The organism is Streptomyces rubradiris (genome assembly GCF_016860525.1).
GTDB classification, from domain to species: domain Bacteria; phylum Actinomycetota; class Actinomycetes; order Streptomycetales; family Streptomycetaceae; genus Streptomyces; species Streptomyces rubradiris.
This window is the reverse complement of the sequence record NZ_BNEA01000001.1, coordinates 895,219-919,886: the sequence shown is the minus strand read 5'-3', so window position 1 is coordinate 919,886 and position 24,668 is coordinate 895,219. Positions and strand designations below refer to the sequence as shown.

The 24,668-nt window shown below is 72.9% G+C and carries 23 protein-coding genes; 13 read left to right on the top strand and 10 right to left on the bottom strand.

Going from position 1 to position 24,668, the window contains the following annotated elements; genetic code table 11:
• Nucleotides 1-284: 284 nt before the first annotated feature.
• The gene (locus Srubr_RS04330) at nucleotides 285-887 is read right to left on the bottom strand and encodes a hypothetical protein (protein ID WP_189998637.1); all 603 of its coding nucleotides are present in this window, start codon (nucleotides 885-887) and stop codon (nucleotides 285-287) included.
• 569 nt (nucleotides 888-1,456) lie between these two features.
• On the opposite strand from Srubr_RS04330, the gene Srubr_RS04325 reads away from it, so the two are divergent.
• Both Srubr_RS04325 and Srubr_RS04320 read left to right on the top strand, forming a co-directional pair.
• Complete coding sequence (locus Srubr_RS04325) at nucleotides 1,457-2,974, top strand: glutamate--cysteine ligase (protein WP_189998635.1); 1,518 nt, start codon at nucleotides 1,457-1,459, stop codon at nucleotides 2,972-2,974.
• A 148-nt stretch (nucleotides 2,975-3,122) separates the two neighbouring features.
• The gene (locus tag Srubr_RS04320) at nucleotides 3,123-3,923 is read left to right on the top strand and encodes a CPBP family intramembrane glutamic endopeptidase (protein WP_189998676.1); all 801 of its coding nucleotides are present in this window, start codon (nucleotides 3,123-3,125) and stop codon (nucleotides 3,921-3,923) included.
• Between the two features lie 25 nt (nucleotides 3,924-3,948).
• On the opposite strand, the gene Srubr_RS04315 is transcribed toward Srubr_RS04320, so the two are convergent.
• The 4 genes from Srubr_RS04315 to Srubr_RS04300 form a co-directional block, all read right to left on the bottom strand.
• Nucleotides 3,949-4,761, bottom strand: a complete 813-nt coding sequence (locus Srubr_RS04315; protein ID WP_189998633.1) for a PhzF family phenazine biosynthesis protein — start codon at nucleotides 4,759-4,761, stop codon at nucleotides 3,949-3,951.
• Between the two features lie 659 nt (nucleotides 4,762-5,420).
• Nucleotides 5,421-5,855 (bottom strand): GNAT family N-acetyltransferase, encoded by a 435-nt coding sequence (locus Srubr_RS04310; RefSeq protein ID WP_189998631.1) that lies wholly within the window; start codon nucleotides 5,853-5,855, stop codon nucleotides 5,421-5,423.
• A 133-nt stretch (nucleotides 5,856-5,988) separates the two neighbouring features.
• Nucleotides 5,989-6,411 carry a DUF6193 family natural product biosynthesis protein gene (locus Srubr_RS04305; RefSeq protein ID WP_229926940.1) on the bottom strand — a complete coding sequence of 141 codons (423 nt, stop codon included), beginning with the start codon at nucleotides 6,409-6,411 and terminating at the stop codon, nucleotides 5,989-5,991.
• Nucleotides 6,412-6,878: 467 nt separating this feature from the next.
• Complete coding sequence (locus Srubr_RS04300; RefSeq protein ID WP_189998629.1) at nucleotides 6,879-7,559, bottom strand: class I SAM-dependent methyltransferase; 681 nt, start codon at nucleotides 7,557-7,559, stop codon at nucleotides 6,879-6,881.
• Nucleotides 7,560-7,820: 261 nt separating this feature from the next.
• Here Srubr_RS04300 and Srubr_RS04295 point away from each other — a divergent pair, with 261 nt between their 5' ends.
• On the top strand, nucleotides 7,821-8,453 hold the full coding sequence (locus tag Srubr_RS04295) for a PadR family transcriptional regulator (protein WP_189998627.1): 633 nt from the start codon (nucleotides 7,821-7,823) through the stop codon (nucleotides 8,451-8,453).
• Between the two features lie 149 nt (nucleotides 8,454-8,602).
• Here Srubr_RS04295 and Srubr_RS04290 read toward each other — a convergent pair whose 3' ends face one another.
• On the bottom strand, nucleotides 8,603-9,031 hold the full coding sequence (locus Srubr_RS04290; RefSeq protein WP_189998625.1) for a type II toxin-antitoxin system Rv0910 family toxin: 429 nt from the start codon (nucleotides 9,029-9,031) through the stop codon (nucleotides 8,603-8,605).
• 267 nt (nucleotides 9,032-9,298) lie between these two features.
• On the opposite strand from Srubr_RS04290, the gene Srubr_RS04285 reads away from it, so the two are divergent.
• The 3 genes from Srubr_RS04285 to Srubr_RS04275 all read left to right on the top strand — a co-directional run bounded on the left by Srubr_RS04285 (nucleotide 9,299) and on the right by Srubr_RS04275 (nucleotide 12,401).
• On the top strand, nucleotides 9,299-10,006 hold the full coding sequence (locus Srubr_RS04285) for a Clp protease N-terminal domain-containing protein (RefSeq protein WP_229926939.1): 708 nt from the start codon (nucleotides 9,299-9,301) through the stop codon (nucleotides 10,004-10,006).
• A gap of 249 nt (nucleotides 10,007-10,255) precedes the next feature.
• A complete protein-coding gene (locus Srubr_RS04280; protein ID WP_189998623.1) occupies nucleotides 10,256-11,260 on the top strand; it encodes an EamA family transporter in 1,005 nt (334 codons plus the stop codon).
• Nucleotides 11,261-11,453: 193 nt separating this feature from the next.
• Nucleotides 11,454-12,401 (top strand): DMT family transporter, encoded by a 948-nt coding sequence (locus tag Srubr_RS04275; protein WP_189998621.1) that lies wholly within the window; start codon nucleotides 11,454-11,456, stop codon nucleotides 12,399-12,401.
• Nucleotides 12,402-12,539: 138 nt separating this feature from the next.
• On the opposite strand, the gene Srubr_RS04270 is transcribed toward Srubr_RS04275, so the two are convergent.
• Nucleotides 12,540-13,226 (bottom strand): pyridoxamine 5'-phosphate oxidase family protein, encoded by a 687-nt coding sequence (locus Srubr_RS04270; RefSeq protein WP_189998619.1) that lies wholly within the window; start codon nucleotides 13,224-13,226, stop codon nucleotides 12,540-12,542.
• Nucleotides 13,227-13,273: 47 nt separating this feature from the next.
• Here Srubr_RS04270 and Srubr_RS04265 point away from each other — a divergent pair, with 47 nt between their 5' ends.
• The gene (locus tag Srubr_RS04265) at nucleotides 13,274-14,605 is read left to right on the top strand and encodes an aminotransferase class I/II-fold pyridoxal phosphate-dependent enzyme (protein ID WP_189998616.1); all 1,332 of its coding nucleotides are present in this window, start codon (nucleotides 13,274-13,276) and stop codon (nucleotides 14,603-14,605) included.
• A gap of 158 nt (nucleotides 14,606-14,763) precedes the next feature.
• Here Srubr_RS04265 and Srubr_RS04260 read toward each other — a convergent pair whose 3' ends face one another.
• A complete protein-coding gene (locus Srubr_RS04260; protein ID WP_373313625.1) occupies nucleotides 14,764-15,723 on the bottom strand; it encodes a DMT family transporter in 960 nt (319 codons plus the stop codon).
• A gap of 74 nt (nucleotides 15,724-15,797) precedes the next feature.
• Between Srubr_RS04260 and Srubr_RS04255 the strand changes: the two genes are divergently transcribed.
• Nucleotides 15,798-16,700 (top strand): LysR family transcriptional regulator, encoded by a 903-nt coding sequence (locus Srubr_RS04255; RefSeq protein ID WP_189998612.1) that lies wholly within the window; start codon nucleotides 15,798-15,800, stop codon nucleotides 16,698-16,700.
• A 3-nt stretch (nucleotides 16,701-16,703) separates the two neighbouring features.
• Here Srubr_RS04255 and Srubr_RS04250 read toward each other — a convergent pair whose 3' ends face one another.
• The gene (locus tag Srubr_RS04250) at nucleotides 16,704-17,174 is read right to left on the bottom strand and encodes a pyridoxamine 5'-phosphate oxidase family protein (RefSeq protein WP_189998610.1); all 471 of its coding nucleotides are present in this window, start codon (nucleotides 17,172-17,174) and stop codon (nucleotides 16,704-16,706) included.
• Nucleotides 17,175-17,295: 121 nt separating this feature from the next.
• Between Srubr_RS04250 and Srubr_RS04245 the strand changes: the two genes are divergently transcribed.
• Nucleotides 17,296-17,940, top strand: a complete 645-nt coding sequence (locus tag Srubr_RS04245) for a cysteine hydrolase family protein (protein WP_189998609.1) — start codon at nucleotides 17,296-17,298, stop codon at nucleotides 17,938-17,940.
• Between the two features lie 10 nt (nucleotides 17,941-17,950).
• On the opposite strand, the gene Srubr_RS04240 is transcribed toward Srubr_RS04245, so the two are convergent.
• On the bottom strand, nucleotides 17,951-18,415 hold the full coding sequence (locus Srubr_RS04240) for a Rieske (2Fe-2S) protein (protein WP_189998607.1): 465 nt from the start codon (nucleotides 18,413-18,415) through the stop codon (nucleotides 17,951-17,953).
• Nucleotides 18,416-19,040: 625 nt separating this feature from the next.
• On the opposite strand from Srubr_RS04240, the gene Srubr_RS04235 reads away from it, so the two are divergent.
• The 4 genes from Srubr_RS04235 (at nucleotide 19,041) to Srubr_RS04220 (ending at nucleotide 24,652) form a co-directional block, all read left to right on the top strand.
• Nucleotides 19,041-20,270, top strand: coding sequence for an MFS transporter (locus Srubr_RS04235; RefSeq protein WP_203854914.1), 1,230 nt, complete (start codon nucleotides 19,041-19,043; stop codon nucleotides 20,268-20,270).
• A gap of 64 nt (nucleotides 20,271-20,334) precedes the next feature.
• On the top strand, nucleotides 20,335-21,888 hold the full coding sequence (locus Srubr_RS04230) for an L-tyrosine/L-tryptophan isonitrile synthase family protein (RefSeq protein ID WP_189998603.1): 1,554 nt from the start codon (nucleotides 20,335-20,337) through the stop codon (nucleotides 21,886-21,888).
• Entirely contained in the window at nucleotides 21,885-23,360 is a 1,476-nt protein-coding gene (locus Srubr_RS04225; protein ID WP_189998601.1) for an L-tyrosine/L-tryptophan isonitrile synthase family protein, read from the top strand. Before Srubr_RS04230 ends, Srubr_RS04225 begins: the two co-directional genes overlap by 4 nt.
• Nucleotides 23,361-23,365: 5 nt before the next feature.
• Entirely contained in the window at nucleotides 23,366-24,652 is a 1,287-nt protein-coding gene (locus Srubr_RS04220; protein WP_189998599.1) for an aminotransferase class I/II-fold pyridoxal phosphate-dependent enzyme, read from the top strand.
• Nucleotides 24,653-24,668: the final 16 nt, after the last annotated feature.

The following is a 24,668-nucleotide window of genomic DNA, read 5'->3' as shown; positions in this document are numbered from 1 at the left end:
ATCCAGTGTTCTCTCCTGCGTCTCATTCCGCAGGGTTTTCCCACCACCGCTTCTCACAGGTTCATGACGCGTCACCCGCGCGGGCGGTTCAGCCCAACCCCACGGTCACTTCGGGTGGTTTGCAGTGGCCGGAAGGGACTAGTTCACGTCGGCGGGGATGCCCGGAGCGCCCGCACCCGGGCTCTGGCCACGGCCGCACCAGGGCTCCGGGCACGGCCGCGGCCGGGCTCCGGAAACAGCTCTACCCCGCTTCCCGGGCGGGAAGCGGGGTAGGCGGGTGTCGGTCAGGCGGCGGGTGAGCCGAGCGCGGTCGGGCCGAGCAGCGGGAGAGGAGTCGCCCGCTGGGTCAGGACCGGAAGCAACTCGGCGACACGGAAGGGACGGTGGGCCGGAATGCCGGGCGGGGCCGGGGCCAGCGGGACGAGCAGATCGGTGGCGGCCGGATGGCCCTCGGTGCCGTCGCCGGAGTGGTCGCCGTGCAGCCACAGGGTGAGCATGTACAGGCCGGGAACGGACAACAGTCTCGGCTGGTACGGGAGTTGGAGCGCATCGGCCTGCTTCAGGGCGCGTTCGGTGGAGGCGATGTACGGGCCTTCGAAGAAGTGCGAGAAGGCCCAGCCGTCGGGGGTGAGCATGGTGTCGGCCGCGGCCACCGCGCGATCGCCGCACCGGATCAGGAAGCGCCAGCCGGCCAGCCGGGTCGCGGACAGGCCTTGTTCGGAGATGCGGTCCCACACATGGACCGGCAACGGGAGTTCGGGGGTCGCGGGCCCCTGCGCGGCGCGCAGGGAAGGGGTGCGCGCCTCACGGACCGCGGTGGGAGAGCCGAGGGCGGTGAGGACGGAGCGCAGGGCGGGCGCGGGGGCAGGGGGAAGGTGCAGCGGCATGTGGGTCGCCTCTCATTCGACAGGCGCGGCGGCGCGAGGAGGGGGTGGGGCGGACGGCGCTGTCTGCTCACGGAAGGCCGGAGAGGTGGGGCCCGGGTCGGGTGTGAACGAGGGTGTGGCTCGGCCCGCCCCCCGTCAACCGGGACGGCGGTAACGCCTCGGCAACCAGGACCGAGGGTGCCACCTCTGCCGTGCGCACGAAGTTTATACGACGTTTGTTCGGCCGATGTTTCGGCTATCCGACTTCGGTTCCGGAGGCAAGAATGAATTAGGTCGTCGATTTGCCGAACTCATCCCGGTTTCCGGGCCGGCCGGTCACCGCTGACCTCGCATTACGCATCGGTAGCGGTCGGCCGGATGTCGTCGGCGTTTTTCACGAGGAGTTCGGGGCACCCGAGGGTGCACCCTGCGGCATGCCTCGTGAATGTGCCGCCGGGAACATTCCGACAGAGTAACCGGCGGCGGGCCGGGACAGGACGTTATCGATCGCTTCGGCTGGGCATCATCCCCCCTGACCGGGAGCCTGGCGGCCGGAGCGCCGGCCCGCCCATCCGAGGAGGGACACTTCGATGGGGGAAAAGGTCGCGGCGGGGCAGTTCGACCTGTCCGATCGCCAGCGCTATCGCGAAAAGCTCCAGAAGTGTCTGACGGGACTGGAGCGATTGCTGCGGGAGAAGCGATTCGACCGCCCCAAGAATCTCATGGGGGTGGAGATAGAATTGAATCTCGCCGGGCCCGACGGTATGCCGAAAATGTTGAACGGTGAGGTACTGGAACGCATAGCGAGCCGTGATTTCCAAACAGAACTCGCCATGTTCAACCTTGAAGTGAACATAGCGCCCCACCGGCTGGGCGGGCGGGTGTTCGACCGGCTCGCCGAGGAACTGCGCACCTCGCTCGCCTACGCCGACCGCAAGGCCGGCGAGGTGGACGCCGGCATCGTGATGATCGGCATCCTGCCCACCCTCGACCGGGACGACCTGGTCTCCTCCAACCTCTCCGAGGTCGACCGCTACACCCTCCTCAACGACCAGATCGTCGCCGCCCGCGGCGAGGACTTCCGGCTCGACATCGACGGCGTGGAACACCTCGTCTGCACGTCCAAGTCGATCGTGCCCGAGGCCGCGTGCACCTCGGTGCAGCTGCACCTCCAGGTCACCCCGGCCCGGTTCGCGGACGTGTGGAACGCGGCCCAGGCGGCGAGCGCCGCGCAGATCGCCATGGGCGCCAACTCGCCGTTCCTCTTCGGGCACGAACTGTGGCGCGAGTCCCGGCCCCCGCTGTTCCAGCAGTCCACCGACACCCGGCCGCCCGAGTTGCAGGCACAGGGCGTCCGGCCGCGGACCTGGTTCGGCGAGCGATGGATCTCCTCGGCGTACGACCTGTTCGAGGAGAACCTGCGTTACTTCCCGGCGCTGCTGCCGATCTGCGACGACGAGGAACCGCTGGAGATCATCGAGGCCGGCGGAGTGCCCCGGCTCGGCGAACTCGTGCTGCACAACGGCACGGTCTACCGCTGGAACCGGCCGGTGTACGGCATCGCGGACGGCCTGCCGCATCTGCGCGTGGAGAACCGGGTGCTGCCCGCCGGGCCGACCATCACCGACGTCATCGCCAACGCGGCCTTCTACTACGGCCTGGTCCGGGCGCTCGCCGAGGAGTCCCGGCCGGTGTGGACACGGCTGCCGTTCGCCGCGGCCGAGGCGAACTTCGACGCGGCCTGCCGGTACGGGATCGACGCCCGCTTCGTCTGGCCCCGGCGGGGACGCTACGGCGGCACGGGCGAGGTCGACGCGGTGACACTGGTCCGCGACGAGTTGCTGCCGCTCGCCGCGGCCGGGCTGGACGCGTGGGGCGTGGAGGCCGCCGACCGGGACCTCTACCTGGGCGTGATCGAGGAACGCTGCCGCCGCCGGGTCAACGGGGCGTCCTGGCAGGCGGCCACCTTCCACCGGGCGCTGGAGAGGGGCCTGTCCCGCGAGGCGGCCCTGGCGGCGACGACCCGCCGGTACGCCGAGCTGATGCACGGCGGGGAACCGGTCCACACCTGGCCGGTGGGCTTGCCGGAGCCGGTACCGCTGGGGTGAGGGCAGGACGCGAGACGCACAAGAAGGAAGAGGCACACGGAAAGCGCACGCGTTCGGGCACGGGCTGGTGTGCGGGGCCAGGGTGCGCTTCTGCGATCCTTGCCAGGCGAAGGTGGGCCACGGGCCCATGAGCCGGCTGGAGGCGGGAGTGCAGGTGGAGGCTGACACGGTGGCCGATTCCCCGGCGCGGGCACGCGACCCGCGGCGGACGCTGCGGGACGAGACGCTGCTCGTGCTGGCGCTCTCCCTCGGGGCGAGCGGGGTGTCCGCGCTGATCAGCTTCATCGGCTCGGTCACCAAACCGGGCGGCCTCAAGGACCAGGCGGCCACCCTCAACGCCTCCGCCGCGCCGGGCCGCCCCTGGCTGGACCTGGCCTGGCAGCTCTTCGGCATCGCCACCGCGCTGGTCCCCGTGGCCCTCGTCGCCCACCTGCTGCTGCGCGAGGGCGCGAGCCTGCGCGTCCTCGGGTTCGACCGCACCCGCCCCTGGCCCGACCTGGCCAGGGGCGCCGGGGTCGCGGCCGTCATCGGCAGCACCGGCATCGCCTTCTACCTGGCCGCCCGCGGCCTCGGCTTCAACCTCACCGTCGTACCCGAGGCACTGCCGGACGTCTGGTGGAAGTACCCGGTGCTCATCCTGTCGGCGGTGCAGAACGCGGTCCTCGAAGAGGTCATCGTCGTCGGCTATCTGCTGCGCAGGCTGGGCCAGTTGGGCTGGGGCCCGGGCGCCGCCCTGCTGGCCGGCGCGGTCCTGCGCGGCTCGTACCACCTCTACCAGGGCATCGGCGGCTTCCTCGGCAACGTGGCCATGGGCGTGGTGTTCGTCTGGCTGTACCGCCGCTGGGGGCGCGTCGGCCCGCTGGTCGTCGCGCACTCCCTGCTCGACATCGGGGCGTTCGTCGGCTACGCCCTCCTCGCGGGCAAGGTGGGCTGGCTGCCGACGGCCTGACCGCGCGGGCCGCCGGCGAAGCCGCTCAGGCGCGCAGGTCGCCCTCGATGACCGTCACCGCGCGGCCGGTGAGCAACGTCCGCGCACCGCGCAGTCCGGTACGGACCAGTCCGGTACGGCGGGAGGCCTGGAGCCCGGTGAGGTCGTCACTGCCGAGCCGGGGCGACCAGTACGGGGCGAGCGCGGTGTGGGCGCTGCCGGTCACCGGGTCCTCGTCGATGCCGACGTTGGGGAAGAAGCAGCGGGAGACGTAGTCGTAGCCGCGGGCGGCATCCTCGGCGCGGGCCGTGGCGATCAGGCCGCGCGCGGAGTAGGCGCCGAGGGCCTTGTGGTCGGGGGAGAGCCCGAGGACGGTCTTCTCGTCGGCCAGTTCCACCAGCAGGTCGCCGACGTCGGGCCCGGTGTCGAAGGCGGCGAGCGGCTGCGCGCCGAGCGCCTCGGCGACCCCGGCCGGCACTTCGGCTTGGGTGAGCGGGGCGGTCGGGAAGTCCAGGGTGAGCGAGCCGTCCGCGCCGGGGGTGGCGATCAGCACGCCACTGCGGGTGGCGAACCGCACCGGACCTTCGTGGGCGCCGGTGGTGTGCAGGACGTGAGCCATCGCGAGGGTGGCGTGCCCGCACATGGCGACCTCGGTGACGGGGGTGAACCAGCGCAACGCCCAGTCGGCGTCACCGCCTTCGGGCAGTGGGTGGGCGAACGCCGTCTCCGCGTGGTTCACCTCCATGGCGACGTTCTGGAGCCAGTCGTCGTCCGGGAAGACATCGTCCAGGAGCAGGACTCCGGCCGGGTTGCCGGTGAACGGGCGGTCGGTGAAAGCGTCCACGATTCGAATGCGCATGACGCCGACGCTAGCGGCTGCGACGGGACTGGGACCAAGGCCAATTCGTGACGGCCGGACTGGTTGTCCGGTCCGCGGCGTGCCGGTGTGTGCGTCCGGTGCGGTGCGGTGCGGTGCGGAGCCGGCCGGGAAGAGGCTTGGCCGGCCGCTGGGAAGACCCACGACGGCGGTCGGCGCTGGTGCGGCACCGGACTCGATGAAGGGTCCGACCGGGCGACGTACCCGCGCATTCGGGGCGGTCCCGGCGCCTGGCCAGGCGGTCACCGGTCAGGGCCGCCTCGGGCCGGTGCGGGTCAGTCCGTCGTCGTAGGGCCTACGAGTCCGAGGGGCCGGCGTCCTCGGCCGCCCTGGCCGTCACCGCCTCCGGCAGCGGCCGGCCGCCGACCTGCACCGCCCGCCGCCGGTCCGGCCGCAGGTCTCGGGCCGACGCCGCGTCGAGCAGGGCCCGTACGCCGGTTCGTGCGGGTTCAGGGAGTCGCCCCGTCCGTATCCCACGTCCCTTCGAGCCCATGCGGAACCGCCGGGGACGTACCGGCCCGGGCCGCCGGCGAGGACGATGCGCAGTGAACCGCCGGTGCCGGCCGGCCTGCGGGTACAGCGCGAGGACCTGGCGGCAGTCCGTGGCCCGGCCCCCGTCCGGCCAGAGGCCGCAACCGTGCTCAGTCCAGGGTGACTCGGTAGACAGTGGACTCTCTCCGTCGAAAACCAGTCCGCTCATACAAGCGGTTCGCGGCCTCTCGCGAAGGGCGGGAGGTGAGGTCGACGGTTCGAGCCCCTGCGGCCGCGGCCAGTCCGAGGGCCTTGTCGATCAGGACCTTGCCGACCCCGTGGCCACGGGCGGCGGCATCGACCACTACGTCCTCGACGTGAGCCCGCAGGCCGGTCGGCAAGGGTGACATCACCAGCGTCAACGTCCCGACGATCACGCCCTCGACACGGGCCACCAGCAACGTGTTGGTGCTGGCACCCGTCAATCTCCCCACTGCTTCATGGTCCAGGGGTTTGGCCTTGGACGACAGCTGCGGAAGGAGACGAGCGAACGCCTCCACCACTTCATCGGTCGCCTCGTGAACGACCTCGGTCTCAACGCTCATGCGCAGGAACCTACCGGCCCAAGGAAGTTGCCGATCAGAAGTCGGCGACCGTCTCGGACCGGATGATCTGAGACGTGGCAATCGATCACCGATTACTGACACAGGGCGCTTGGTGAGTGGGGATTGGACCGGATCAGTTCGCGGAGTGGCCGGCGTTCCGGGACCCGGCGGCCGTGGTCGAGGCCGTGGCTTCGTGGGCTGCGAGTTCCGCGGGGGTCCCGGCGAAAGCGGGTCCAGCGTTCGGAGGGAGGCGCTCGATCACCATCGCGATGGCCTCCTGCGGGGTCGCGGCCGGCCCGACGGTCTCGCTGCGCAGCGGGCCGGAGACCCAGTAGCCGTCGTCTACCGCGGGCTGGACGTAAGGAATGTCCCATGTCCATGGCGGCTCTGTGCAGCGGCTGAAGTGCAACTCTCCCATTCCGGTCCACGGGAACAGCCGGCGTAGGCGGGGTTCGGCATAGGCGGCTTCGAGCAACTCCGGACGCACGCGCCCATCGTCGCGGACCTTCTGCCAACCTGCTTCGACCAGTTCCTGACCCGATGGTGTCGTGTCCATGGGGTCCATCGTCCCCGCGCCAAGCCTTCTGGCGGCAGGCATGGGATCTGGCGGCAGGCCTGGGAACGGCTCAGGGCCTGCCGACCGAGGATGCCGGGAGGTGGCACGGCCGCGCCGCATTCCGCGCAGCGCTTGGGCCCCCAGGATGGTCGGGAAGGTGTCGGTGTCCCGTCCGGTGATGACGGCCAGGCGGCCGCCCGGCGGAACCGGTGAACCGGCTCGGCCTCCTCGTACCGGTGGTCAGAGTTCAAGGACGACCGAACGGGATTCGTGGTCACAGGAACTCCGGGGTGACGTGTGGCAGGGAACCTTGACCGTTGGCCATCGAAGGTCAACCACTGCCCCGTTCGTGTCGACGAAGATTGACCGCCCAGGTCATGTGCTGCGTACCGCCGTGATCGCCGGTGGCTTCGGAGCGGGGCAGGGCGCCGAGGCGGACTCGCCGGGCCTGCTGTCGGCAGAGGGACTCAGCGCAGCCGTCGGGCACGCAGCACCAGGTCGTCAGTATGGTGGGCGCCGGCGCCACCGTCGGGTGCCACGCGTGGTCGCTGCTCGTTCACCTCCACCTCCCAGTCGTCGGTGAGCAGGGCGGCGACCATCGAGGGCCAGACGTAGTCAGCCGGGTCGAAGCCGCTGTCGTGCGCCTGCTGAGTGTCCATCCCCGCGTGGTGTACGAGCAGCAGCACGCCGCCGGGCGCGACGGCCGCGAGCAGCGCTCGCTCGGCTGCGGCCTCGGGGGTGCGCAGCAGGGCTGGATACTGCGCGGAGACCAAGTCGAAGGAGGCCGGCGGGAGCGCCGCCTCCGTCAGCGCGGCGTGTACCCAGCGAACGGTGACGCCTGCGTCCCGCGCGTGCCCGGCCGCCCGCTCCAGTGCCACACCCGAGACATCGAGCGCGGTCACGTCCCAGCCGCCGCGCGCGAGCCAGACGGCGTCCGCGCCCTCGCCGCAGCCGACGTCGAGCACCCGCCCGGGCGTGAGCCCGGCGACCTCGGCCACGAGCGCACCGTTGGGCCGGCCGCTCCACAACTGTTGTCGGTCGGCGTATCGGTTGTCCCACTCCGCCCGCACCGCGGGGTCTCCGACGTATCCGTCGCCAGGCAGGGAAGTGTCAGACGCGGGCGATCCCGCTGTGGTGTTGTCGGTCACGGGCCCAACGTCACCCATCGCGGCCCGGTCACGCCACTCGCGTTGCCGCTCCGGCAAAACGGCGTCCCAAACCGTCGCCAACCGGCCTTCGGTGGCAATCGGGCAAGGTTCGCTTCCAGAGGTCACAGGTCACAGGTCACAGGTCACTGGGTGAGGTGCCGCATGGGTGTTGGCGTATTCGCTGTTCCGATATATCGTTGAAGTGTCGCGAATGCTCGCGACGTGTACGCGACTGATCAGCGATGGGATGGAGTGATCGCGATGCGTGGTCATGGATTCGAGCGTGGGCACCGGCATGAGGGGGCCGGACGGTGGGGCGTCGGCGGTTTCGAGGGGCGGCGGGGTGCCTTCGGGCCGTTCGGGCCGGGGGGACCGGGGGGACCGTTCGGGCCGGGTGGGCCCGGGTTCGGGGCCGGTCCCTGGGGGCCGCGGGGGCGTGGCGGTCCGCGGGGGCGGGCGCGGCGCGGTGATGTGCGCGCCTCGCTCCTGGCCCTGCTCAAGGAGCGGCCCATGCACGGCTACGAGATGATCCAGGAGATCGCCGAACGCAGCGGCGGCGCCTGGAAGCCCAGCCCCGGCTCGGTCTACCCCACCCTCCAACTGCTGGAGGACGAGGGGCTGATCGCCAGCCAGAGCGAGGGCGGGAAAAAGCTGTTCGCGCTCACCGAGAGCGGACGCGCCGCCGCCGAGGAGGGTCCCGACGCCCCCTGGGAGGAGGCCTCGCGCGGGGTCGACTGGGAAGCCCTCGGTGAGATCCGTCAGGCCGGCTTCGGTCTGATGGAGGCCTTCGGTCAGGTCTGGAAGACCGGCAGCAAGGAGCAGCGGGAGAAGGCGCTGACTGTCATCAACGACGCCCGCAAGAAGCTGTATCTGATCCTCGCCGACGAGCACTGAGGAGCGTACGACGACCGGCCAGGGGTGGGCGTGTGCCGACCGGACGCAGCCGGTTCGTACGGCGGTCGGTACCGGCTGGTTCGTACGGCGGTCGGTGCCGGCTGGTTCGTGCGGTTCGGCTGGTGGTCCCGGCCGGGCGGGGTTCTCGCTCAGCTCACCAGGTCGCCCAGCCTGCGCAGGGACTCGGTCAGTGCGGTCGTCGCCGAGTCCTTGAGCCTGGCCGCCATCAGGGTCACGGCGGCGCCGGTGAACTCGCCGTCGATCCGGACCGTCGTGGCGTCCCCGTCCGGGGTCAGCGTGTAGCGGGTGGCGACGGTCACCGCCATCGGGCCCTTGCCACGGATGGCGAGGACCCGGGCCGGCTCCAGTTCCTCGATGGTCCAGTCGACCTCCGCCGGAAAACCCATCAGCTTCATGTTCTCCCGGAACGTCCCGCCCACGGCCAGGTCCGCGGGGCCGCCCTGCGGGAAGCCGGTGTGGGTCGCGTTCCACGCCCCGTACGACGGCCAGTCGGTGAGCCGGGCCCACACCTTCCCGGCCGGCGCCTGGATGCGTGCCTCCGCGCTGACTTCGGCCATGCGACCACCCCTTCGGATCGGGCGTACCGGGCTACGGTGTCGCGGAACGTAGTCGCAGAAGCGCGAACATTCAATACTGACGAACCGTCAGGCACGCCCCGGGCGCGCCACCCGGACGGCAAGGCGGCGCGCGCGGAGTCGCCCCACATCGGCCGGATCTCCTCCGTGAGGATGAGATCCAGGCCGGTGATGTCCACTCCGCGTGGGACGCGAAAATGGTTCCTGTCGCGGATGTCCCGTCCCGTTGGGGCTGATGAGGTAGGGGATGTGCAACCCCGTACAGCCGACCGGACCGCCCCCGACCAAGCGGTTCCGCACCAGGACGGCGCTGCCGGGCTCGACGCGGAGCTGGCGGCGGTGGTCGCCGGTGCCCGAAGGAGGGCCGTCCGGGACGGGGACCGGCAGACCGATACCGCCCATCTGCTCCACACCCTGCTGGAACACGACCCCGAGGTCCGTGCCGCCGTGGGTGAACCGCGGCGGCTCGCCCGGCTCCTCGGCTATCTCGTGCAGCGCAGCATCGGCTACGGTCTGCGCTGGCGGGCCGATGTCGAGGACTCCGGCGCGCTCCCCGTCGTAGCCGCTCCGGCCGGTCGTTCCGGGCAGCCGCCCGCCGATGCCACGGGCGGGAACGCCGACGGCAGGGGCCGGGACACCGACGCCACCGGCCGGGACACCTGCGGCGTGGGCCGGTACGTCGACATCACGGGCCGGGACGCCGGCCGCTGGTCGCCCGCCGCTGCCGCCGCGCTCGTCGACGCCCGCGTCCGCGCCCGGCGCCGCAACGCCCACCGCGTCGCCGGTACCGATCTGCTCGCGGCGCTCGCCGCCGACCCGGCGTCCCGGGCCGTGGAGGTGCTCGAACGCGCCGGCATCGCGGCTCACGACCTGATCGCACGGATCGAGGCCGGGGCCGGGACCCGCGCCGACGACGGGCGGGCGGACGGCGAACCGTCGGAACCGTCCAGCGGCTGAAGCCCCGGACCATCCACCGATTGAGCCCCCGGACCGTCCACCGGCTGAAGCCCCGGAGCACCCACCGGCCGCCCCCCGGACCGCCCCCCGGACCACCCACCGGCTGCCCCCCCCGGACCACCCACCGGCTGCCCCCCCGGACCACCCACCGGCCGGCCCTCCCGGACCGCCCACCGGCTGCCCCCGGACCGTCCACCCGCTGAGACAGGTGTCAACCGGGATGACGCTCCTGTCGGCGCCTGTCATCATGTGCCGGTGCATACGTCTGTGAGCAGTCAGGACAGTCCCGGCAGGGGAGCCGGGCTCGGCCTCGCACTCGCCTCCGCGCTGGCCTTCGGCGGGTCCGGCGTGGCCGCGAAGCCGCTGATCGAGGCGGGCCTCGACCCGCTGCACGTGGTGTGGCTGCGGGTGGCGGGCGCCGCCCTGGTGATGCTGCCGGTCGCCGTGCGGCACCGCGCCCTGCCGCGCCGCCGGCCCGCGCTGCTCGCCGGGTTCGGGCTGCTCGCCGTCGCCGGAGTCCAGGCCTGCTACTTCGCCGCGCTCTCCCGTATCCCGGTCGGCGTCGCGCTGCTCATCGAGTACCTGGCGCCCGCCCTGGTGCTGGGCTGGGTGCGGTTCGTGCAGCGGCGGCCCGTCACCCGCGCCGCCGCGCTCGGCGTGGTCCTCGCGGCCGGCGGCCTCGCCTGCGTGGTGGAGGTCTGGTCCGGGCTGAGCTTCGACGCGCTCGGCCTGGTGCTCGCCCTCGGCGCCGCCTGCTGCCAGGTCGGCTACTTCATCCTCGCCGACCAGGGCAGCGACGCGGGCGGGACGGCACCGGACCCGCTCGGGGTCATCGCCTACGGGTTGCTCGTCGGCGCCGCCGTGCTGACGGCGGTGGCCCGGCCCTGGAGCATGGACTGGTCGGTGCTGGGCGGCTCCGCCGACCTGAACGGCACCGCCGTACCGGCCGCCGTCCTGCTCGCCTGGATCGTGCTCGTCGCCACGGTGATCGCCTACGTCACCGGGGTGCTGTCCGTGCGCCGGCTGTCGCCGCAGGTCGCCGGGGTCGTCGCCTGCCTGGAGGCGGTCATCGCGACCGTGCTGGCCTGGGTGCTGCTCGGCGAGCACCTCTCCGCGCCGCAGGTCGCGGGTGGCGCGGTCGTCCTGGTCGGCGCCTTCATCGCCCAGTCCGCAGGGCCCGGCAAGGACACTCCCGAGCCGGTCGCCGCCGGTGGCGCGGAAACGGAGTTGTCGGCGCGGGGCACCGCGGCCTAGAGTCCCGATCATGCAGCAGAACGCACTCGTCCTTCCGCCCCCGGCCGCCTGAGGCGGGCCTCCGGGCACTCGCCCGACGCGTGCGCGCGCCGGGCTGGACGGTGCTGCCCGCAGATGAAGCAGGCGCGTCCCGCCGAGCCGGGACGCCTTCGGACTTCCGCGCTGTCATGCGCGCTTCTGCGGAGAGATTCTGTTGTCGAACACTTCCTCCGGCCTGCCCGTCGGGCGTGGCCTGCTCTACCTGATCATCACCGGTGCCGCCTGGGGCACCGCGGGCGCCGCCGGCTCGCTGGTCTACCGGACCAGCGACCTGGGCGCCTTCGCCCTCTCCTTCTGGCGCTGCGCGCTGGGGCTCGCCCTGCTGCTGGCCGGCCGCCTGCTGCGCCCGCGCGCCGGCCGCACCGCCCCCGCCCGGCCGACGCGCCGCGCGGTCACGAGGGTCCTGGCCACCGGAGTCGCCCTCGCCGTGTTCCAGACCGCGTACTTCGCGGCGGTGGCGTCGACCGGGCTGGCCGTGGCCACCGTCGTGACCCTCGGCGCGGGTCCCGTGCTGATAGCGCTCGGCGCCCGGCTGCTGCTCGGCGAGAGGCTGGGCGTGGGCGGTGCCGCGGCCGTCGCGGGCGCGCTCGCCGGGCTGGCCGTGCTCACCCTGGGCGGCTCGGCCGCGACCGTCCGGCCGGCCGGGGTGCTGCTCGCCGTGGTCTCGGCGGCGGGCTACGGCGCCATGACCCTGCTCACCCGCTGGTGGGGGAGGGACGGGGGCGGCGACACCGCGGGCACCACGGAAGGCGCCTTCGCCGTGACCAGCCTGTGCCTGCTGCCGTTCACCGTCCAGGAGGGGCTGCTGCCGCACACCGCCCATCCGGTCCGGCTGTTGTGCCTGCTGCTCTACATCGCCGCCGTGCCGACGGCCCTCGCCTACGCGTTCTACTTCGCGGGAGCCGCGGTCGTCCGGTCCGCCACCGTCTCCGTGATCATGCTGCTGGAGCCGGTGACCGCTGCCGTACTCGCCGTGCTCCTGCTCGGCGAACGGCTCACGGCGGCCACGGCGGCCGGCACCCTGCTGATGCTCGGCGCCGTGGCGGGCCTGGCCGTGAGCGAGGCCCGCGCGTCCGACCGCCCGGAGCCAACGGTGGTGTGACCGGTTGCCCGGTCGTCCGTCCGTGGGCGGCCGACTCCGGCCGCCTGTCCGGAGCCGGCCGTGGTGTGACCGGTGGCCACCCGGGGCCGCCCGCCCCGGGCCGTCTGCCCGGCGGGCCGTCCGCCCCCGGGCGGGCCGTCACCGCCCCAGCGCCGCCAGATAGTCCGGCAGCCCGATGCCGGGGGTCAGGTCGCCGTTGGGAACGGGGGCCTCGTAGCCCTTGCGGAGCGGGACGACGCCGGCCCAGTGCGGCAGGGCGAGGTCCTCGGGCTCGTCGTTGGCGCCGCCAGTGCGGACCTTGGCCGAGACCTCCTCCAGGTCCAGGCGGATCACCGCGGTGGCGGCCAGTTCCTTCTTGCTCGCGGGCCGGGAGTCGGCGGCCCGGCCCGGTACGACGTGGTCGACCAGCGCGTCCAGGGCCAGCCGCCGCTCCTCCGGGTCGGTGACCTCGTGCGCGATGCCGTGCACCACGACCGAGCGGTAGTTGATCGAGTGGTGGAAGGCGGAGCGGGCCAGCACCAGCCCGTCGACGTGGGTGACCGTCAGGCACACCGGCAGGCCCGGGTCGGCCTGGCCGGTCATCCGCAGCGGCCGGGAGCCGGTAGAGCCGTGGACGTAGAGCCGCTCGCCGACCCGGCCGTACAGCGTCGGCAGCACCACGGGGGCGCCGTCCCGGACGAAGCCGAGGTGGCACACGTACCCCTCGTCCAGGATCGCGTGCACCAGCTCCCTGTCGTACGACGCCCGCTCCGCGGAACGCGTCGGTACGGTGCGGTCGGTCGGCGCGTAGGCGGCGGGCCGCGATTCCTCGGTGGTGCCCTGCATGGTCCCCTCCATGGCGATCTCTATTGCACTAGTGCATAATGTGCTTTGTGCTAGGAGAGTATCGGATCGAAGGGCGCGGCGCAGCCGAGATCGCGGCCAGCGTCGAACGGGCGGTCGGATCGGGCGGGCTGGAGCCGGGAGAACTCCTGCCCCCGCTCAGGGAGTTGGCGGCCCGGCTGGGGGTGAATCCGAACACGGTCGCCGCCGCCTACCGCATCCTGCGCGAACGCGGGGTGATCGAGACGGCCGGCCGCCGGGGCAGCCGGGTCCGCGCCAAGCCGGCCACCACCGGCCGGGAGGAACTGCGCGTCGAGGTGCCCCCCGGTGGCCGCGACCTGTCCACGGGCAACCCCGACCCGGCCCTGCTGCCCCGCCTGGCCCCGGCCCTCGCCGCGGCGGCCGGGCAGGGCGACCGGCGGCCCGTCCGCTACGGCGACGACCCCGTGGACCCGGACCTCGCCCGGCTCGCCCGCGCCGAACTCGACGCCGACGGCGTCCCCGCGGGCCCGCTGACCGTGACCTCCGGCTCCCTCGACGCCATCGAACGCGTCCTCACCGCCCACCTCAGGCCCGGCGACACGGTCGCCGTCGAGGACCCCGGCTGGGGCAGCCTCCTGGACCTCGTTCCCGCGCTCGGCCTGCACACGGCCCCGGTCGGCGTGGACGACGACGGACCGCGCCCGGACGACCTGCGCCGCGCCCTGGAGTCCGGGGCCCGCGCGCTCATCGTCACCGACCGGGCGCAGAACCCGACCGGCGCCTCGGTCACCGCCACACGCGCGCGTGCCCTGCGCGCGGTGCTGCGCGAGCACCCGGGGACCCTGCTCATCGAGGACGACCACGGCCACGGCATCGTCGACCTGCCGCTGCACCCCCTCGCGGGCGTCACCCGCCACTGGGCCTTCGTCCGTTCCGCCGCCAAGGCCTACGGCCCCGACCTGCGCCTCGCCGTCCTCACCGGGGACCCGGTCACCGTCGACCGGCTCCGGGGGCGCCAGCGCCTCGGCCCCGGCTGGGTGAGCCTGCTGCTACAACGCGCCGTGGCCCACCTGTGGGCGCACGGCGCGGTGGACCGGGCGGCGGTGGCCCGGTCCTACGGCGCCCGGCGGGACGCCCTGGTCGGCGCGCTGGCGGAACGCGGCGTCATCGCCCACGGCCGCAGCGGCATGAACGTCTGGGTCCCGGTCCCCGACGAGACGGGCGCCCTCGCCCGCCTGCTCCAGAGCGGCTGGGCGGTGGCCCCGGGCGCCCGCTTCCGCCTGGCCTCCCCGCAGGGCGTGCGCATCACGGTCTCCCCGCTCACGGACGCCGACATCACCGCGCTGGCCGACGCGGTGGCGGCTGCCGTACGCCCGTCCCCGGCCCGCGTCTACGGCTGAGGGGGCGGACCAAGGAGCGCGGGCGCGCGGCTGCGGCTGAGGGGGCGGACCAAGGCGCGCGGGCGCGCGGCTACGGCTGAGGGGGCCGGGGCCGAGTCTGCGGCTGAGCAGGTCCGGACCGAGGGGGCGCGGTCGGCGGGGCCCGCCCCCCGCCTCGGTCACGCGCCCTTTCCCCGCACCTGGGTCAGCGCCGCGCCCGCCAGTACGATCACCGCCCCCACCGGCGTCGTCCACCGCAGCGACTCCCCGAGGACGGCCACTCCCGCCGCCGTGGCGATGACCGGGATGAAGTACGTGACCATCTGGGCGGTGGTGGGACCGACCTCGGCCACCAGCCCGTACTGCAGCAGCACCGCCAGCCCCGTGCCCAGCGCGCCCAGCGCGGCGACGGCCAGCAGCGGAACGAGCGCGACATGCCCCGGCACGCCGGCGAACAGGGGCGTCACCACCGCGAGCTGGACCGTGGCCAGCAGCAACTGCCCACCGGTCATGGACAGATGGGAGTTGCCCGTACCGGCGAGCGTCCGCCGGACGTAGATCCAGCCCACCGGATAGCTCAGCGAGGCCAGCAGCGCCATCGCCGTGCCCGTGGCGTCCAGCCCGTGGAAGCCCTGCCAGACGCCGAGCACGGTCAGCACGCCCAGGAAGCCCAGCCCGAGCCCGGCCACGCGCACCTTGCTCGGCCGGTCCTCGGACAACGCGACCAGGGACAGGGCCATGCCCCACAGCGGGGAGGTGGCGTTGCAGATGCCGGCCAGGGTGGACGGGATCGTCAGCTCGGCGTAGGCGAAGAGGGAGAACGGCAGGGCGTTCAGCAGGAGCGCGGCGACCGCCATGTGCCCCCACAGCCGGGCCCCGCGCGGCAGCCGCTCCCGCTTCACGGCCATCGCGGCCACCAGCACCGCCGTGCCGAACACCAGCCGCCCGAGGGTGACCTGGAACGGCGCGTACCCCTCGGTGCCCACCTTGATCAGCAGGAAGCTGAAGCCCCAGATCAGGGACAGGAGGCCGAAGCGCAGCCGCCAGTCCAGGCGGGCGCGGCCCCTGGCGGAGCCGGGCCCGGGGGCGGTGGCGGGGGAGGGGGTACGGCTGCGGGCGCGGGCGCTGATCGTGCTCATGGCCACAACGATGCTGGAGACAACCTCGTAGCACAATCGAGACTTTCCACCTGGTACCTCTTAGTATCACTTACATGTTGAACCTTGAGCGCCTGCGCACCCTGGACGCACTGGCCCGGCACGGCTCGGTCAGCGCCGCCGCCGACGCGCTGCACGTGACCACGTCCGCGGTCTCCCAGCAGCTGGGCAAGCTGGAGCGGGAGGTCGGCCAGCGGCTCCTCGCCAAGAACGGCCGGGGCGTGCGGCTCACCGACGCCGGGCGGCTGCTGTCGGAGCACGCGGCGCGCATCCTGTCCCAGGTCGAGCTGGCCGAGTCCGACCTGGAGGCGCACCGCGGCCAGGTCGTCGGCGAACTGCGGCTGTCGGCGTTCCCGACCGCGGCCCGGGGCCTGTTCCCCGCCGCGCTGGGCGCGCTGCGCACCGAGCACCCGGGGCTGCGGGTGCGCTCCAGCGAGCTGGAACCGGAGCAGGGCATCGCCGGGGTGGTCCGCGGGGATCTCGACCTGGCGGTGGTCCTGGACTGGTACAACAAGCCGATGCCCGTCCCCGACGGCCTGGTCAAGGCGCCCCTGCTGGACGACCCCGCCGAAGTCGCGATGCCCGTCGGGCACCGGCTCGCGGACCGGGACGAGGTGGACCTGGCCGAGTTCGCCGAGGACGAGTGGATCACCTGGGGCGAGGGCGAGTTCTGCCACGAGTGGCTGATGTTCACCCTGCGGTCCAAGGGCGTCGAGCCGATCGTCGGCCACCGCGCCGGCGAGAGCCACACCCAGCTCGGTCTGGTGGCAGCCGGGTTGGGCGTGTGCATCGCACCGCTGCTGGGCCGGCACCCGGTGCCCGACGGCGTGGTCCTCGTGCCGCTCAAGCAGCGGGTGCGCCGCCATGTGTACGTGATCTGGCGGGCGGACGCCGACCGCCGGCCCTCGATCCGCGCCGCGGTGGAGGCCCTGCGGACGGCGGCGCGACGGCTCGGCTGAGCCCTACAGCCCGCCGAGCTTCCGGAAGTCCCAGGACACGATCTTCTCCGGGGCCAGCCGGACCCAGGCGTGCCGGCCGTCGTGCGGCAGCTCCTCCAGGCCGAAGTACTTGCGCGCGAACAGCGCCTCGGCCGCGTCGAGTTCGGCGCACAGCCCGCCCCGGCGCGGCACCTCGCCCATGAACTCCACCCGGCCGGACAGCTCCGCCCCGCGCAACTCGCCGTACTCCTCACCGGAGTCGACCACGACCGCCACCCGGGGATCGCGGCGCACCTGCGCCCAGCGCCGGCTGCGCACCACGGAGTACAGCCACAGCGAGGTGCCGTCCCAGGCGAACCACAGCGCGCTGACGTGCGGTGTGCCGTCTGCCGAGACGGTCGCGATCCGGCAGGTGCGCTGGGTGGCGAGGAACTCGTCCAGCTCGGCCGGCGACATCATGATCCTGCGGCCCCGGCGCTGACGGGTGTCGGACATGCGGCCCCCTCTCTTCTCCCTTGTGCTGTCGGAGACGTATCGTGCTCCGGCCGATCCTCTGACATGACGTCAGAAAAAAGAACCGGTCGTCTTCAACGGGTCGTCTTCAAGGGGGCGCGTCATGCCGTCGTACGAGCAGCTCGGCGAACTCCTTGAGCCCGCCGGCACCGTCCTGCTCACCGTGGAGTGCCAGCAGGGGGTCGTCGGCCCGGACGGCGCCCTGCCCGAACTCGCCCGCGCGGCACGCGCCTCGGGCGCCCTGCGCAACGTGGCGAGACTGGTCGCCGCCGCCCACCGAAGCGGTGTGCAGGTGATCCACGCGATCGCCGAGCGCCGCCCCGACGGCCGGGGCTCCGGCCGCAACGCCCGGCTGTTCCGGGCCGCCGAGCGGCTTCCCGTGCGGCAACTGGCCGGCACCGCGGCGGTCCGGGTCGCGCCGCCGGTCGAGGTCACCGAGGAGGACTTCGTCGTACGGCGGCTGCACGGGCTGTCCCCGCTGCACGGCACCGAGGTCGACGCCCTGCTGCGCAACCTCGGCTGCCGGGTGCTGATCGTCACGGGGGTGTCGGCCAACGTGGCCGTTCCCAACGCGGTGTTCGACGCGGTCAACCTCGGCTACACCGCCGTGGTCCCGGCCGACGCCATCGCGGGTGTGCCCGCCGACTACACGGCCGCGGTGCTCCGCCACACCCTGGCGCTGGTCGCCACGGTCACGACCACCGACGAGATACTGGGCTGCCTCGGCGGGCCGCGGGAACGGCGTTGAGCGGGCCGGCTCAGGCCAGCCTGATGTCGTCGCCGGACACGGTGATCCGCGCCGGGGCCAGTCCCTTCGTCGCCGGTCCCTTCCGCACGCTGCCGTCCGACACGGAGAACTCGCTGCCGTGACACGGGCACACGATCGTGCCGTCCTTCACGCTGCCGACCGCGCAGCCCTGGTGGGTGCACTCGGCGGAGAACGCCTTGTAGGTGCCGGCCGTCGGCTGGGTGACCACGACACCCCGGTCCTTGAAGATCTTCCCGCCGCCCTCGGGGATGTCGGCGGTCCTGGCGAGCGCGGTGCCACCGCCGTCCGGCGCGGCCCCCGTGGCGGCGGTCCCCGCGTCGGCGGGCCCGGCGTCGGCCGAGTCGTCGCCCGAGCCGCAGGCGGTCAGCGCGGCGGCGAGCCCCGCGGCTCCGACCGCCGCCACGACGGTACGACGGTCCGGACCGGCGGTGGGCTGGGACGAGGCGCTGCTCATATGATGTTTCCCTTCGGCGGAGCTGGTCATGTCCGCCCTGGGGTACGGGCGTACGACCGCGGCCGTTCAGAAGGCGGAGTGCGTGCGTGAGCCGACGCTGAACCTTCCCCGCTTCCGGCCGCCGACCGCGCTGTGCGCGTCGGCGGGAAGCACGGCCATCGACCGCGGGCACGCCCGAATGTGGCGCAAAAGAGCCCATGGTGCGCTCACGATACGAGACGCGCTGTCCGTCGTGGCGGGTAAGTGCCATCCTCCCTCGGTGATGTGAACGCGCCCTTTGCCTCGCCGGCGGATGCGGCGGCACATTCAAGTCAATGTGTCGATTAACCATTGAACAGAGTGATTGCCGAAACATACGCTCCGGGTCAACACCGATCACTGCGGGAGCGCTCCCAACGCCCTTCGGCGGGGCGCAGGTCCTGCGTGATTCCGCGGGACGAGACGTGGACGGGCCCCTGCTCAAGGGGTGCGGCGCATCCACACGCCGGGCTTGCGAATTCCGGCCCCTTCTCGCTTTCGCATCACCGCCAGCCCTTGCGTCACTGCACCCGATCCGGTGAATTCGATGACACAGCCCTCCCAGGAAGTCGAGCAGGGAAACACCGAAGGAGGTACGCCGCAGCCTGTGCCCGGCACGCCGCACCGGCGCCGCGCCATGACGGTGCTGACGTCGGCTCAGACGCTCTACTACTTCGGCATCAGCATCGACCTGACGCTCACCGGCCTGGCCGGCCTCAGACTGGCTCCCGTACCCGCGCTCGCGACCCTGCCGTTCGCCCTCATCAGCGTCGGCTCGTGGGCCGCCACCTACCCCGCGTCCCGCTTCATGAGCCGCCACGGACGCAAGGCCGGGTTCCTGGTCGGCTCCGGCGCCGCGCTCACCGGCGGCATCATCTCGGTCACCGCGCTGCTCACCGAGCAGTTCGTGCTCTTCTGCCTCGGCATCGCCTGCATCGGTGTCCACCAGGCGTTCGCGGGTTACTACCGCTACGCGGCCGCCGACATGTTCCCGCCCGAGGAACGCGGCAAGGCCATCTCGACCGTCCTGTCCGGCGGGGTGATCGCGGCCGTCGCCGGCCCGTTCCTCGCCACGGCGGTCAAGGACCTCGGTCCCGTGGAGTTCACGGGCTCCTACGCCCTGGTCACCGTGCTGGCGCTGGTGTCCATCGGGGTGCTGTCCATGCTGACGGCCGGGGACACCGAAGCGGCCGCCGCCCGGCCACGGCCCGGAGCCGCCGCGGAGGACGTGGCCCCGCGCGCCCTCGGGCAGATCATGCGGCAGCCGGTGTTCCTCGCCGGCGTCGCGGGCTCCTGCGCCGGGTACTTCACGATGACCTCGCTGATGGCCGCGGCCCCCATCGCGGCGGTCGGGGCCGGGCACTCCGTTCACGACGGCGCCCAGGTCATCCAGTGGCACATGGTCGGCATGTACGCCACCGCCTTCGCCTCAGGACCGCTCACCCGGTCCATCGGAGCGGGACGGACCCTGCTGATCGGAGCCGCCGTCAGCGCACTGGGCGCGGTGACCGCCCTGACGGGCCTGTCCCACATGACCTTCATGATCGCCCTGGGGCTGATCGGCGTGGGCTGGAACCTGATGTACGTCTCCGGGTCCGCGCTGGTCGCCAACTCCTACCGGCCGCAAGAGCGTTCCGTGGTCCAGGGCATCGGTGAGATCTTCACCCTCGGCGGGTCCGCCGTCGGCGCGCTGGCCGCGGGACCGGTGCTGGACGCCCTCGGCTGGGAGTCCATGAACGCCGCACTGCTGGTGCCCCTCGCGGTCAGCGCCGTCGTCACCGTCGCCCACCTTCGCGCCGCCCGCCCGCGTGCCGCCGCCCGGAGGACCGACCCGTGAGACGGGCGCGGCGCCTGTTCCGTCCGCCGAACGCACACGACCGTCCAGCCAACGGGGAGTCACCATGCCTGGAACCACAGCCGGGGACACGGTCGCCGACGAGTCCGTGGCCGCCCTGATCGGCGCCCAGCGTGCCCTGTCCGAACAAGACCTCCACGAGGAACAGCGCAAGAGCCGGATATCCGACGGCCACCGGCTGATCAGGAGTGTGCGCCGACAGCCCTTCGCCCTCTACTCCCAGAGCGAGTTCGCCACCAAGGCCGTGGCCATGGATGCCGACTACTGGCTGGACTCCGTGGTGCCGACGGTGCGGGCGGCGGTCTCCCGCTCGGCGGCGGCCAAGGTCGACGCGGCCCTGGCCAGGGCGCGCAAGCGGCACGGCGAGTACGGGACGACCAGGCCCGGGGCGCCCGAGGTGATCGCCGAGGCGCTCTTCGACGGCAAATGGTTCCGTACCAAGAAGGACCACCTCACTCGCGCCGGACTGCGCGACCGGATCCGCGCCGTGATCGCCCGCGGCGAGCCCGTACAGCTGGTCTTCCCGGTCTTCTCCCGCAAGCCGTACTCCCCGGTCAAGAACCGGGGTACCTCCCCGGACACCGCCGAACTGCACTCCCTGGCCCGCTGCGCGGCGCTGGCCCATGTCATCGACGCCCTCAGCCCCACCGGCTGCCGCTTCACGATCCTGGCGGACGGGCGCAAGTACAACCGGGCCTGCCGTACTCCGGACCCGGTGGTCGAGGAGTACCAGACCACGCTGCGCGACTGGATCGCCGAACTGGACGCGAGCGATGTGCTGCGGGTGACGGACTACGAGCGGTGGCTGCGCGACGGGCTGCCCGGCCGGCTCTTGCAGGCCCGCGCACAGCACTACGCCGCCTGGGAGAAGCGGCTGCTGACCGACTACGGAGCGCTGTTCGACGCCACCGACCCGCAGACCTCGCTCGGCGGCCGCACCGGCCACGACGAGGTCGCCGACCAGCTTCTGCACACCTTCTGGTCCATCGCCACCTCGACCAACTACGAGGCGTTCGCCGCCGTACGGGAGGAGCACCGCGGCTGGACGGACGAGGCCCGCCGCGCCTACGCCTACTACGTCGCCTCGCTGCCCAGAAAGCTCTCGCGGCACGGCAGACGTCCCGACATGGGCCTGGGAGCGGGAGCCGGCGACGACGTGACGGCGCTGCACCGCACGCTGCGCGACGAGGCATGGCAGGCCGCCTGCCGCTATGTGGCCATCTCGCTGACCGACCGCGATCTGAACCTGATCAGAGAACTCGCGCCCGACGCGGTCAAGCTCACCATCCACGGCAAGCCCGCCGAACTCCACCTGGTCACCGCCACGTCGAAGGACGCCAATATGACCGCCCAGCACTCCACCGGTGGCTACGTCGTCCGCGGCGGACAGACCAAGGCGACCTTCGGCTACCTCGTCGACCGGGAGGCCCGCGGCGAGGTCCCCGTGCTGATCAAGGGCACACCCCGGCACACCGACGACGCCCGCTACCGCTCTCTGGCCCGCATCGAGGCCGCCGGTCAGCCCATCGCCTACGTCGACGACGCCGAGCCGGTGCTGCGCCGCACCCTGCACCGGATGCTGGAGAGGACCGAGGTATGACCGCCCCGTCCCCGGAGCGCATCGTCAGCGACAGCGGGCTTCCCGCGCTGCTGCGCCACCGGCCGCACGCGGCGCTGCGCACCCCTTACGCCTTCCCTCCCGGGTCCGGGCCCGTACTGGACGCGGAAACCCTGCGCGAGCACATTCTGCCCCGCTGGCGCGAGGGCGTGGAGAAGCAGACCAAGGCACTCGTCAGACGGGCCCGCTCCACGATGGAGGCCCTCTCCGGCGACGCCCTCTACAGCACGCTGGACGACCCGCTCAGCCGGCGTGCCGCGCTGGTCGCCGAGCTGTTCCGCACCCACACCCTGGTGAAGAACGCCGGGCGGCTCGACGTACGCGCGCTCCAGCGGACCCTGGCCGGGGTGCTGAGCACGGAAGGCCCCCTGCACTTCGAGATCGCCTGGGGACATGTCAAGCGCGGCCTGGCCGGGCTGAAGACACCGGGCCCCTGGGCGGATCTCGCCGAGGCCCTGGCCATCGGGCGGCTCACCGCCCTCACCCGGGCCGCGTCCCGGCTGCTGGACGGCGAGGCGCGGCTGACCGTGCTCTCCGGCGGCACCCGCTTCCAGGACGCGCTGCTGACCCGCTCCGAGCAGCTGATGGCCTACGACACCCAGCGCCAGGAGGTCGCGGCAGCACTCGGGGCCGCCGGGGCCGTCACCTTCCGCGACTTCGCGACCGTGCGGGCGGAACGGGACGGCGATCGTACGGGACGGCGGGAGACGCACCGCCGGAAGCCGGCGGAGATCCGTGCCGCGGAGATCCGGGCACGCCTGCACACGGTGGCGTTCAACGTCGACTGGGAGAACGTGCTCGCGCTCGCCGCCGACGGCGCGGCGCCGCACGGCGTGCCGATGCCGGCACCGCTCGCCGACTGGCTGGCGGGCGCCCCCGCGGAGCGCGGCCCGCTGCTGATCCGCGCCGCCGCCGCTTGCCTGGTCGACCCCGGCGCGCAACCGCTGTGGGCCGAGCAGTTCGCCGCCGTCGAGGACGGGGAGGAACTGCTGGAGGAGGGCATCGCCTTCTTCGCGCACGTCTCCTGGGAAGCCACCCGCCGCTACATCGCCATCCACAAGGCGGGCGAAGAGGCAGCGGCAGCCGGCCCGCCGGCCGGGGCGGAGGCTCCGCCCCCGGCCGGAACGGCCACCCGCCCGATCCGGCTGACCGTCCACGAGAAACGCGACCGCCCCGCCCTGCCGGCCCTGGCCGTCCTCGGCATGCGGGCGCCGGAGCTGCTGCCCCAGCACCTGGCCGTGCTCCTGCCGGGCAGCGGCGGTCCCGAGTTCGGCACGGTGGCCGAACTCCATGCGCGGCTACCCGCCGCACGGCCCGTGCACCTGGCGGCCGGGGGAGGCACCCAGCCGGTCTTCGGCTGGCTGGCCGGCACCGCACAGCCGCTGTGCCTGGTGGCACCGGAAGCGGACTGGCAGCGGGACCTCGGCGCCGTACTCGACCCTGAACGGGGATGACAGGAATGGATCTGACGACACTCACGCACACCGAGCTGTCCGAGCGGCTCACCGCGCTCCGCGAGGAGTACGCCGGGCTCCAGGACCGGGGACTGAACCTGGATCTCACCCGCGGCAAGCCCTCCGCCGGACAACTGGAGCTCTCCCGCCCCCTGCTGGGCCTGCCGGGCGAGGGAGGGCACACCGCGCAGGACGGCACCGACACCCGCAACTACGGTGGCCTCCAAGGATTGCCGGAGCTGCGCGCCGCGTTCTCCGAGGCGTTGCAGGTGCCGGTGGAGCAGCTGGTCGCCTTCGGCAACTCCAGCCTTGAACTGATGTACGAGGCAATGGTGGACGCCGTGCTCTTCGGGCTGCCGGGCGGGTCCGCGCCTTGGCCCAGGCAGGGGCGTACGGCCATGCTGTGCCCGGTACCCGGCTACGACCGGCACTTCGCGGTGTGCGAGAAGCTCGGCATCGACATGATCCCGGTGGCGATGACCGCGGACGGACCGGACATGGACGAGGTCGAGCGGTGGGTCACCGAGGAGCGGGTCAAGGGGATCTGGTGCGTCCCGAGGTACAGCAACCCCACCGGTGTCGTGTACACGCCCGAGACGGTGCGCCGGCTGGCCGCCATGGAGACCGCGGCCGGCGACTTCCGCGTCTTCTGGGACAACGCCTACGCGGTGCACCACCTCGGCGAGGGCGCGCCGCAGCCGGCCGACATCCTGAGCCTGAGTGCCGAGCACGGCCACCCGGACCGGGTGTTCGTCTTCGGCTCCACCTCGAAGATCACGATGGCGGGCAGCGGAGTGGCCTTCTTCGGCTCCTCGCACGCCAACGTCTCCTGGCTGCTGGGCCACCTCTCCCGGCGCACCATCGGCCCCGACAAGGTCAACCAGCTGCGGCACGCCCGCTTCCTGCCCGACGCGGAGGCCGTACGCGCTCACATGGAGCGCCACGCCGAGCTGCTGCGGCCCAGGTTCGAACTGGTCCACACCATCCTGGACAAGCGCCTCGGCGGCAGCGGGGTGGCGTCCTGGACCCGCCCGCGAGGCGGCTACTTCGTGAGCCTGGACGTCCTGGGCGGCTGCGCGGCCCGGGTCGTGGGGCTGGCCGAGGAGGCAGGCATCGCGCTGACCCCCGCGGGCGCCACCTTCCCGTACGGCAAGGACCCGCAGGACCGCAACATCCGCATCGCGCCCAGCTACCCGGGCCTGGACGAGCTCCGTGACGCGCTGGAGGGGCTGGCCCTCTGCGTCGAACTCGCCGCCACCGAGCGCCTGCTGGCAGCGGGCCGGCCGGCATGAGCGGCACCGGAACGAC

Coding starts and splice junctions, on each gene's coding strand:
- Srubr_RS04290 (WP_189998625.1), bottom strand. CDS start 9,031: ATGGCCGAAGTCAGCGCGGAGGCACGCATCCAGGCGCCGGCCGGGAAG.
- Srubr_RS04255 (WP_189998612.1), top strand. CDS start 15,798: ATGTTGAACCTTGAGCGCCTGCGCACCCTGGACGCACTGGCCCGGCAC.
- Srubr_RS04240 (WP_189998607.1), bottom strand. CDS start 18,415: ATGAGCAGCGCCTCGTCCCAGCCCACCGCCGGTCCGGACCGTCGTACC.
- Srubr_RS04330 (WP_189998637.1), bottom strand. CDS start 887: ATGCCGCTGCACCTTCCCCCTGCCCCCGCGCCCGCCCTGCGCTCCGTC.
- Srubr_RS04245 (WP_189998609.1), top strand. CDS start 17,296: ATGCCGTCGTACGAGCAGCTCGGCGAACTCCTTGAGCCCGCCGGCACC.
- Srubr_RS04260 (WP_373313625.1), bottom strand. CDS start 15,723: ATGAGCACGATCAGCGCCCGCGCCCGCAGCCGTACCCCCTCCCCCGCC.
- Srubr_RS04230 (WP_189998603.1), top strand. CDS start 20,335: ATGCCTGGAACCACAGCCGGGGACACGGTCGCCGACGAGTCCGTGGCC.
- Srubr_RS04325 (WP_189998635.1), top strand. CDS start 1,457: ATGGGGGAAAAGGTCGCGGCGGGGCAGTTCGACCTGTCCGATCGCCAG.
- Srubr_RS04220 (WP_189998599.1), top strand. CDS start 23,366: ATGGATCTGACGACACTCACGCACACCGAGCTGTCCGAGCGGCTCACC.
- Srubr_RS04225 (WP_189998601.1), top strand. CDS start 21,885: ATGACCGCCCCGTCCCCGGAGCGCATCGTCAGCGACAGCGGGCTTCCC.
- Srubr_RS04270 (WP_189998619.1), bottom strand. CDS start 13,226: ATGCAGGGCACCACCGAGGAATCGCGGCCCGCCGCCTACGCGCCGACC.
- Srubr_RS04315 (WP_189998633.1), bottom strand. CDS start 4,761: ATGCGCATTCGAATCGTGGACGCTTTCACCGACCGCCCGTTCACCGGC.
- Srubr_RS04310 (WP_189998631.1), bottom strand. CDS start 5,855: ATGAGCGTTGAGACCGAGGTCGTTCACGAGGCGACCGATGAAGTGGTG.
- Srubr_RS04250 (WP_189998610.1), bottom strand. CDS start 17,174: ATGTCCGACACCCGTCAGCGCCGGGGCCGCAGGATCATGATGTCGCCG.
- Srubr_RS04305 (WP_229926940.1), bottom strand. CDS start 6,411: ATGGACACGACACCATCGGGTCAGGAACTGGTCGAAGCAGGTTGGCAG.
- Srubr_RS04295 (WP_189998627.1), top strand. CDS start 7,821: ATGCGTGGTCATGGATTCGAGCGTGGGCACCGGCATGAGGGGGCCGGA.